6 protein-coding genes and 1 pseudogene are annotated in these 6,748 nt (G+C 48.7%); 4 read left to right on the top strand and 3 right to left on the bottom strand.

Going from position 1 to position 6,748, the window contains the following annotated elements; genetic code table 11:
* Positions 1 to 34 precede the first annotated feature (34 nt).
* Positions 35 to 1,237, bottom strand: a complete 1,203-nt coding sequence (fliB, locus tag FDW87_RS17615; RefSeq protein WP_137380022.1) for a flagellin lysine-N-methylase — start codon at positions 1,235 to 1,237, stop codon at positions 35 to 37.
* A gap of 79 nt (positions 1,238 to 1,316) precedes the next feature.
* Entirely contained in the window at positions 1,317 to 2,552 is a 1,236-nt protein-coding gene (locus tag FDW87_RS17610; protein WP_103928335.1) for a FliC/FljB family flagellin, read from the bottom strand.
* A gap of 255 nt (positions 2,553 to 2,807) precedes the next feature.
* On the opposite strand from FDW87_RS17610, the gene fliD reads away from it, so the two are divergent.
* The 4 genes from fliD (at position 2,808) to amyA (ending at position 6,558) form a co-directional block, all read left to right on the top strand.
* Positions 2,808 to 4,208, top strand: coding sequence for a flagellar filament capping protein FliD (fliD, locus tag FDW87_RS17605; RefSeq protein WP_049269556.1), 1,401 nt, complete (start codon positions 2,808 to 2,810; stop codon positions 4,206 to 4,208).
* A gap of 15 nt (positions 4,209 to 4,223) precedes the next feature.
* Positions 4,224 to 4,631, top strand: coding sequence for a flagellar export chaperone FliS (gene fliS / locus FDW87_RS17600; RefSeq protein ID WP_046669996.1), 408 nt, complete (start codon positions 4,224 to 4,226; stop codon positions 4,629 to 4,631).
* Entirely contained in the window at positions 4,631 to 5,002 is a 372-nt protein-coding gene (gene fliT / locus FDW87_RS17595) for a flagella biosynthesis regulatory protein FliT (RefSeq protein WP_003030458.1), read from the top strand. The genes fliS and fliT overlap by 1 nt, the downstream gene beginning before the upstream one ends.
* A gap of 68 nt (positions 5,003 to 5,070) precedes the next feature.
* Entirely contained in the window at positions 5,071 to 6,558 is a 1,488-nt protein-coding gene (gene amyA / locus FDW87_RS17590; protein WP_080858840.1) for an alpha-amylase, read from the top strand.
* 40 nt (positions 6,559 to 6,598) lie between these two features.
* Here amyA and FDW87_RS22950 read toward each other — a convergent pair.
* Positions 6,599 to 6,748 (bottom strand): annotated as a pseudogene (locus FDW87_RS22950) (hypothetical protein); the annotation flags it as partial.

Here is a 6,748-nt window from a genome sequence, read left to right as displayed (position 1 = left end):
GCGAGGGATGCGTTTTCACGCATCCCCGTTAAAATTATGTCAAGAGATGAATCATCGACAGGTCATCACCTGTTCTGACGGTCTCGATGTGCTTGTGGAAGTTCTCATGCACGGTAGGATTATGCTGGCTTCGCGAATGAAAGCTATAGACGATATTGATCGCATCCTCCTTCTCCAGGTACGTTCTTTCGTAGGCACTCGCGGCGATCAACATTTTGATGAAGTAGTATTCAACACTTATCATGTATAAAGAACGTAGCGGGTCTACGTTCTTTTGATTAGGAAAGTTGTTTTCCCAAATTTTATATAAAATGAAATTTTTAAGATCGAACCCAGACTCACCCTGCTGTTCATAAACCTTCTCCCAGGTCGCCTCAAGTCTGGCAATGCCCTCATCTACGGAATAAGTATCGTCCTGAGTTAGCGTCCTCAGCAAGCACTGAATATAATAATTCAGTACGCCACTCCCTCTGCTCCCTGAATTACTGCGAAAATAGTCCTGCAGCAAAAGCACTAAGGATAATTTGATATTTCTATCCGCTGAAAAATCTGACAGCTCCTTTCTTAACTCTCCCGATTGAAGCTGAGCTACCAGTGCATGATAAACGGGTTCAATCTCTGACAACGCGGCGTTATCAACCGACTGAAATCTCTCGATAAATAGCGTAAACTTAACCAGTGCATAAAATCCAACGTTGATATCACGCCCAGCCTGATCCACAAGGTTTAAACAAAAAAGATTCAACAACTTTTGGTATTGAGAAAGAGTCGGCATAGCATTCGCTTTAGGCTTAACAATACTTTTTTCATTTAAAACCATCGCATGGTGATCTGTTAATACAATACTAGCGGCTTCAGGGCAGGATAAATTTAGCGATTTTCTCACATCATTTTTATAAACACGCTCAACACGCGGGAATGTTTGACAGGTCGTACTTAACGCCTGGGCTCCCAATGTTTTTTGTACCTGACACAGACTCTCTTCGGTCAGATAAGGACAGTTTCCAGTATCATCGGCAAGTTTAATCACCCCCCATTGCGCAATATCTTTTTTAAGCAGAATAATATTCTCTTTGGCAATGTTCTTAATGAACTCATTTTTACTGGAGACATATTTATTCACCGTTGCCTTATCCAGATGTATATTCCAGCCTTTACAGCAATGATCGCGACATTGTGTGCCGGTGCACTGAAACGTAGTCACAAAATTGGGTTCAGTAACGGTAATTTCTTGCATTCTTCAGACTCCAGTATAGAAAAAAGGCAGCTTTCGCTGCCTTTATTGTCTCTAACGACTGAGTAACCCAATCGGTGGATTAACGCAGTAAAGAGAGTACGTTTTGCGTGGTCTGGTTAGCCTGTGCCAGGACAGAAGTACCCGCCTGCTGCAGGATCTGCGCACGAGACATGTTAGACACTTCGGTCGCGTAGTCGGAGTCTTCGATACGGCTACGGGCAGAGGACAGGTTGTTGACAGTATTACCCAGGTTGGTTACTGCAGATTCAAAACGGTTCTGCACCGCACCCAGAGAGCTACGGAATTTATCAACATCAGACAGTGCAGCATCAATTTTCTTCAGCGGGTCAAGGCTGATATCTGGCGTTACAGCCGCGCCTTGAGTTACTGCACCAGCGCCATCAATCGTCGCAGCTTTGTACGTGCCATCAGTCTGTTTAACAGCGAATTTCGTTGTGCCCGCATCTTTATAGGAGATCAGGCTTTGATCCGCAGCGGTGAGCGCAGTGGTATCCACCTTCACATCTTTACCAACGGTTGTGGCAGCTGTAGCACCCGTTGGAGTAACTTTAGCGGTAGCACTGTCAAATGATACCTTACCATTGGTATTGTCAAGCGTTGCAGCCCAGAAGTCAGTACCGTCTGTAACCAAGTATTTGCCTGCAGTATCTTTAACTAAAGACGTACCAGCAGTAATACCACCCCCTTTCTGATCGACAATGTCAGCAACTGGCGGCGTAACTTGAGTATTGATTTTTGTACCGTTAGAAATGGTCGTTGCAATCTTAGTAACGTCCAGATCGTCAAGCTTCAGCGTGTCACTGTTGATTTTTTTCAGATCAATGGTGATAGTTTCACCATCTTTTGCACCAACCTGAATAGTCAACTGACCGTCCTGGTTCAGAACTTTTTTACCGTTGAAGTCGGTTTGCTCGGAAACACGGTTGATTTCTGCCAGGCGCTGATTAATTTCGTCCTGGATAGAAGACAGGTCGGAATCAGAGTTGGAGCCGTTCGCTGCCTGTACGGACAGTTCACGAACACGCTGCAGGTTGTTGTTGATTTCAGACAGCGCGCCTTCAGTGGTCTGTGCAACGGAGATACCGTCGTTGGCGTTACGGGACGCCTGAGTCAGACCTTTGATGTTAGCGGTGAAACGGTTTGCAATCGCCTGACCAGCAGCATCGTCTTTCGCGCTGTTGATACGCAGACCAGAAGACAGACGCTCGATAGCGGAGCCCAGAGCGGACTGAGATTTGTTCAGGTTGTTTTGGGTCAACAGCGACAGGCTGTTTGTATTGATGACTTGTGCCATGATCTTTTCCTTATCAATTACAACTTGATGTTATTGGGCTGTTGCCCACGGTTTCTCACCGTAACCCATGTATCGGCACCTTAATTTCGAACTTTAGAAAATTTTTACTTTCTGTCGTTTTTTTTCTTAGCCCGCGAAATACCCTCTATATGCACCACTATTCCGCGCATTATTTTGACAAAACTATCATTAAACTTTGCGCGCAGATTGCCGATAACCCGCATAACAATTGTTTGCAATCACAAGGAATCGGGCATGGCTTCATTTACATCATTAGGCGTAGGCTCAGGCTTACCACTGGACACGTTGCTAAACAACCTGACTATTGCTGAGAAAAAACGTCTAAATCCAATTACTCAGCAACAGACCGACAATACTGCCCGTCTGACGGCTTACGGTACGCTGAAGAGTGCGCTGGAAAAGTTCCAGACGGCCAATACCGCGTTAAATAAACCGGAGTTGTTCAGAAGCAGTAATGTGACGAGCAGTACTGAAGACCTGAAAGTCACCACCGAAGCAGGCGCGGCACCGGGTATTTATACCATCAGCGTCACGCAACTGGCACAGGCACAATCGTTGAGCACCACATCGGTGGCCTCAAACAAAGAGGCTCTGGGTGATGGCTCCGCCACGCGTACCATTAAAATTGAGCAGCCGGGCCGTAAAGAGCCGCTGGAGATTAAACTCTCCCAAGATAAGACCACGCTGGATGATATCAGCAAGGCAATTAACGATACCGATAGCGGTATCTCCGCCAGTATCGTGAAGGTGAAAGACGGCGAGTTCAAACTGGTGCTGACCGCAGCAGAAGGTCTGGACAGCAAGATGACCATCTCTGTTGAGGGCGACAGCAAGCTTAACGATATGCTGGCTTACGACAGCACGACCGGTACAGGAAAAATGACTGAGCTGGTTCAGGCCCAGAACTCCAAGCTCACGATGAACGGTATCGATATTGAACGTCAAAGCAACAAAGTCACCGATGCTCCGCAGGGTGTTACGCTGGAACTGACCAAAAAAGTTACCGACGCGCGCGTGACGGTGACGAAAAGCAATGAGAAAGCCACGGAAGCGATTAAAGGTTGGGTGGATGCCTATAACTCACTGATCGATACCTTTAATACGCTGACCAAATATAAAGCCGTAGATGCAGGTGCGGAAGGTCAGGACAAAGACAACGGCGCGCTGGTCGGTGATAGCGTAGTACGTACGATTCAGACAGGCATTCGTGCACAGTTTGCTAACTCCGGTGCTGAAGGCGCTTTTAAGACACTGAATGAAATCGGCATCAAACAAGATGGCAAAACCGGCAAGATGTCCATCGATGATACCAAGCTGAAAAAAGCGCTGGATGAAAACACCGCCTCTGTTCGCGAACTGCTGGCTGGCGACGGTAAAGAAACCGGCATCACCACCAAAATTGCCGCTGAAGTAAAAAGCTATCTCGCCGATGACGGCATTATCGACAATGCGCAAGACAGCATTAACGCCACGCTGAAAAAACTGACCAAACAATATCTGTCAGTTAGCGCCAGCATTGACGACATGGTTGCGCGTTATACGGCGCAGTTTACCCAGCTTGATAGCATGATGAGCAAACTGAATAACACCAGTACCTATCTGGGCCAACAATTTACAGCGATGAATAAATCCTGATAACACGAGGTAAGCATGTATACCGCGAGCGGTACCAAAGCCTATGCACAGGTCAGCGTGGAAAGCGCCGTGATGAGCGCCAGCCCACATCAGCTGATTGAAATGTTGTTTGATGGTGCGAACAGCGCCCTGGTGCGCGCTCGCCTGTTTATGCAACAGGGTGATATCGTCGCCAAAGGTGAGGCGTTAAGTAAAGCCATTAATATTATCGACAATGGCCTGAAGGCAGGACTTGATCAAGAGAATGGCGGCGAAATTGCCACCAATCTGTCTTCACTGTACGACTATATGATTCGCCGTTTACTGCAAGCTAACTTGCGTAATGATTGTCAGGCCATTGAAGAAGTCGAAGGGTTACTCGGCAACATTGCAGATGCCTGGAAACAGATCTCACCGAAAGCATCTTCCCAGGAGTCTCGTTAATGACCTCAGCCGTGGAGTTTATCAACCGTTGGCAGCGCATCGCGCTGCTCAGTCACTCACTGCTGGAACTGGCGCAGCGCGGTGAATGGGACCTTTTACTGGAACAGGAAGTTACCTATCTGCAAAGTATTGAAGTGGTCATGGAAGAGCAAACTCCACCAGGCATTACACGAAGTATTCAGGATTTAGTGGCCGGGTACATTAAACAGACGCTGGATAACGAACAACTGCTCAAAACATTGTTACAGCAGCGTCTGGATGAACTCAGCAATCTCATCGGTCAGTCGACGCGCCAAAAGACGCTAAATAACGCTTATGGCCGTCTTTCCGGCATGCTGTTAGTTCCCGACGCCCCCACTGCCCCACAATAATTTCCCGTCTCGTCTGAATAATCTTCCATACTCCAGAGGTCGGCCAAACGACTTCTGGAGCACGGAAGATGAAAAATCCCACGTTATTGCAGTATTTTCACTGGTATTACCCCGAGGGCGGTCAACTCTGGCCCGAACTTGCCGAACGCGCAGGTGGACTCAATGACATCGGCATCAATATGGTGTGGTTACCTCCCGCTTATAAAGGCGCTTCCGGCGGCTATTCCGTCGGCTACGACTCCTACGATCTGTTTGATCTGGGCGAATTCGACCAAAAGGGAACCATCGCTACCAAATATGGCGATAAAAACCAGCTGCTGGCGGCGATAGACGCGCTAAAACACAATGATATTGCCGTACTGCTTGACGTGGTGGTTAACCACAAAATGGGCGCGGATGAGAAAGAGAATATTCGTGTCCAGCGGGTTAACGCCGAGGATCGCACGCAAATAGACGATGAGATCGTCGAATGCGAAGGCTGGACGCGCTACACCTTCCCTGCCCGCGCAGGCAAGTACTCGCAATTCATTTGGGACTTTAAATGCTTCAGCGGTATTGACCATATCGAAAACCCAACCGAAGACGGCATTTTTAAAATCGTGAACGACTACACCGGCGAAGGCTGGAACGATCAGGTTGATGATGAGTTGGGTAATTTTGATTATCTGATGGGCGAAAACATCGATTTTCGCAATCACGCGGTCACCGAAGAGATCAAATACTGGGCGCGTTGGGTGATGGAGCAAACCCAGTGTGACGGCTTTCGTTTAGATGCCGTGAAACATATTCCGGCATGGTTTTATAAAGAGTGGATTGAGCATGTGCAGGAAGTCGCCCCCAAGCCGCTGTTTATCGTCGCGGAATACTGGTCGCATGAAGTCGACAAGCTGCAAACCTACATTAATCAGGTGGAGGGGAAAACCATGTTATTCGACGCCCCTTTGCAGATGAAATTCCACGAGGCCTCTCGTCAGGGACGCGATTACGACATGAGTCAGATTTTCACCGACACCCTGGTGGAAGCCGATCCGTTTCATGCCGTCACGCTGGTGGCCAACCACGACACTCAGCCCTTGCAGGCGCTGGAAGCCCCTGTCGAGCCATGGTTTAAGCCGCTGGCCTATGCGCTGATCCTGTTGCGCGAAAACGGCGTGCCGTCAGTGTTTTATCCTGACCTCTACGGGGCGCATTACGAAGACACCGGGGGAGATGGCGAAACCTATCCTATCGACATGCCGATCATTGAACAGCTTGATGAACTGATCCTCGCGCGCCAGCGCTTCGCGCACGGGGTACAGACGCTCTTTTTCGATCATCCTAACTGTATCGCTTTTAGCCGCAGCGGAACGGACGAGGATCCCGGCTGTGTGGTGGTACTGTCAAACGGCGATGACGGGGAAAAGACCATCAATCTCGGTGCGAATTACGGGAATAAAACCTGGCGCGACTATCTGGGAAATCGCGAAGAAAGCGTGGTCACCGATGAGAACGGTGAAGCGACGTTTTATTGTAACGGCGGTAGCGTCAGCGTGTGGGTGATTGAAGACGTGTTATAAAGCTCAACCCCGGTGGCCGTTGGCTACCGGGGCGTATAGCTTATGGCAATGGCGTGGCCAGCGGCGTTTTCTTTAACGCGTCAGCACATTCCTGCGTCGGGCGGTCGACCCGCTGCAGCGTCATACCGTCATATTCCAGCGTATTGCCTTCCCGCTCAATCTCATACAGCTCGCGTTTCACCGTCACGTT

This window comes from Citrobacter sp. wls826 (assembly GCF_005281245.1).
GTDB classification, from domain to species: domain Bacteria; phylum Pseudomonadota; class Gammaproteobacteria; order Enterobacterales; family Enterobacteriaceae; genus Citrobacter; species Citrobacter braakii.
The sequence above is the reverse complement of the archived record's forward strand: the minus strand, read 5'-3'. Positions and strand labels throughout refer to the sequence as shown.

Excerpts from the sequence above, each read along its gene's own strand:
- fliB (WP_137380022.1), bottom strand. The coding sequence starts at position 1,237 with ATGCAAGAAATTACCGTTACTGAACCCAATTTTGTGACTACGTTTCAG.
- FDW87_RS17610 (WP_103928335.1), bottom strand. The coding sequence starts at position 2,552 with ATGGCACAAGTCATCAATACAAACAGCCTGTCGCTGTTGACCCAAAAC.
- fliD (WP_049269556.1), top strand. The coding sequence starts at position 2,808 with ATGGCTTCATTTACATCATTAGGCGTAGGCTCAGGCTTACCACTGGAC.
- fliS (WP_046669996.1), top strand. The coding sequence starts at position 4,224 with ATGTATACCGCGAGCGGTACCAAAGCCTATGCACAGGTCAGCGTGGAA.
- fliT (WP_003030458.1), top strand. The coding sequence starts at position 4,631 with ATGACCTCAGCCGTGGAGTTTATCAACCGTTGGCAGCGCATCGCGCTG.
- amyA (WP_080858840.1), top strand. The coding sequence starts at position 5,071 with ATGAAAAATCCCACGTTATTGCAGTATTTTCACTGGTATTACCCCGAG.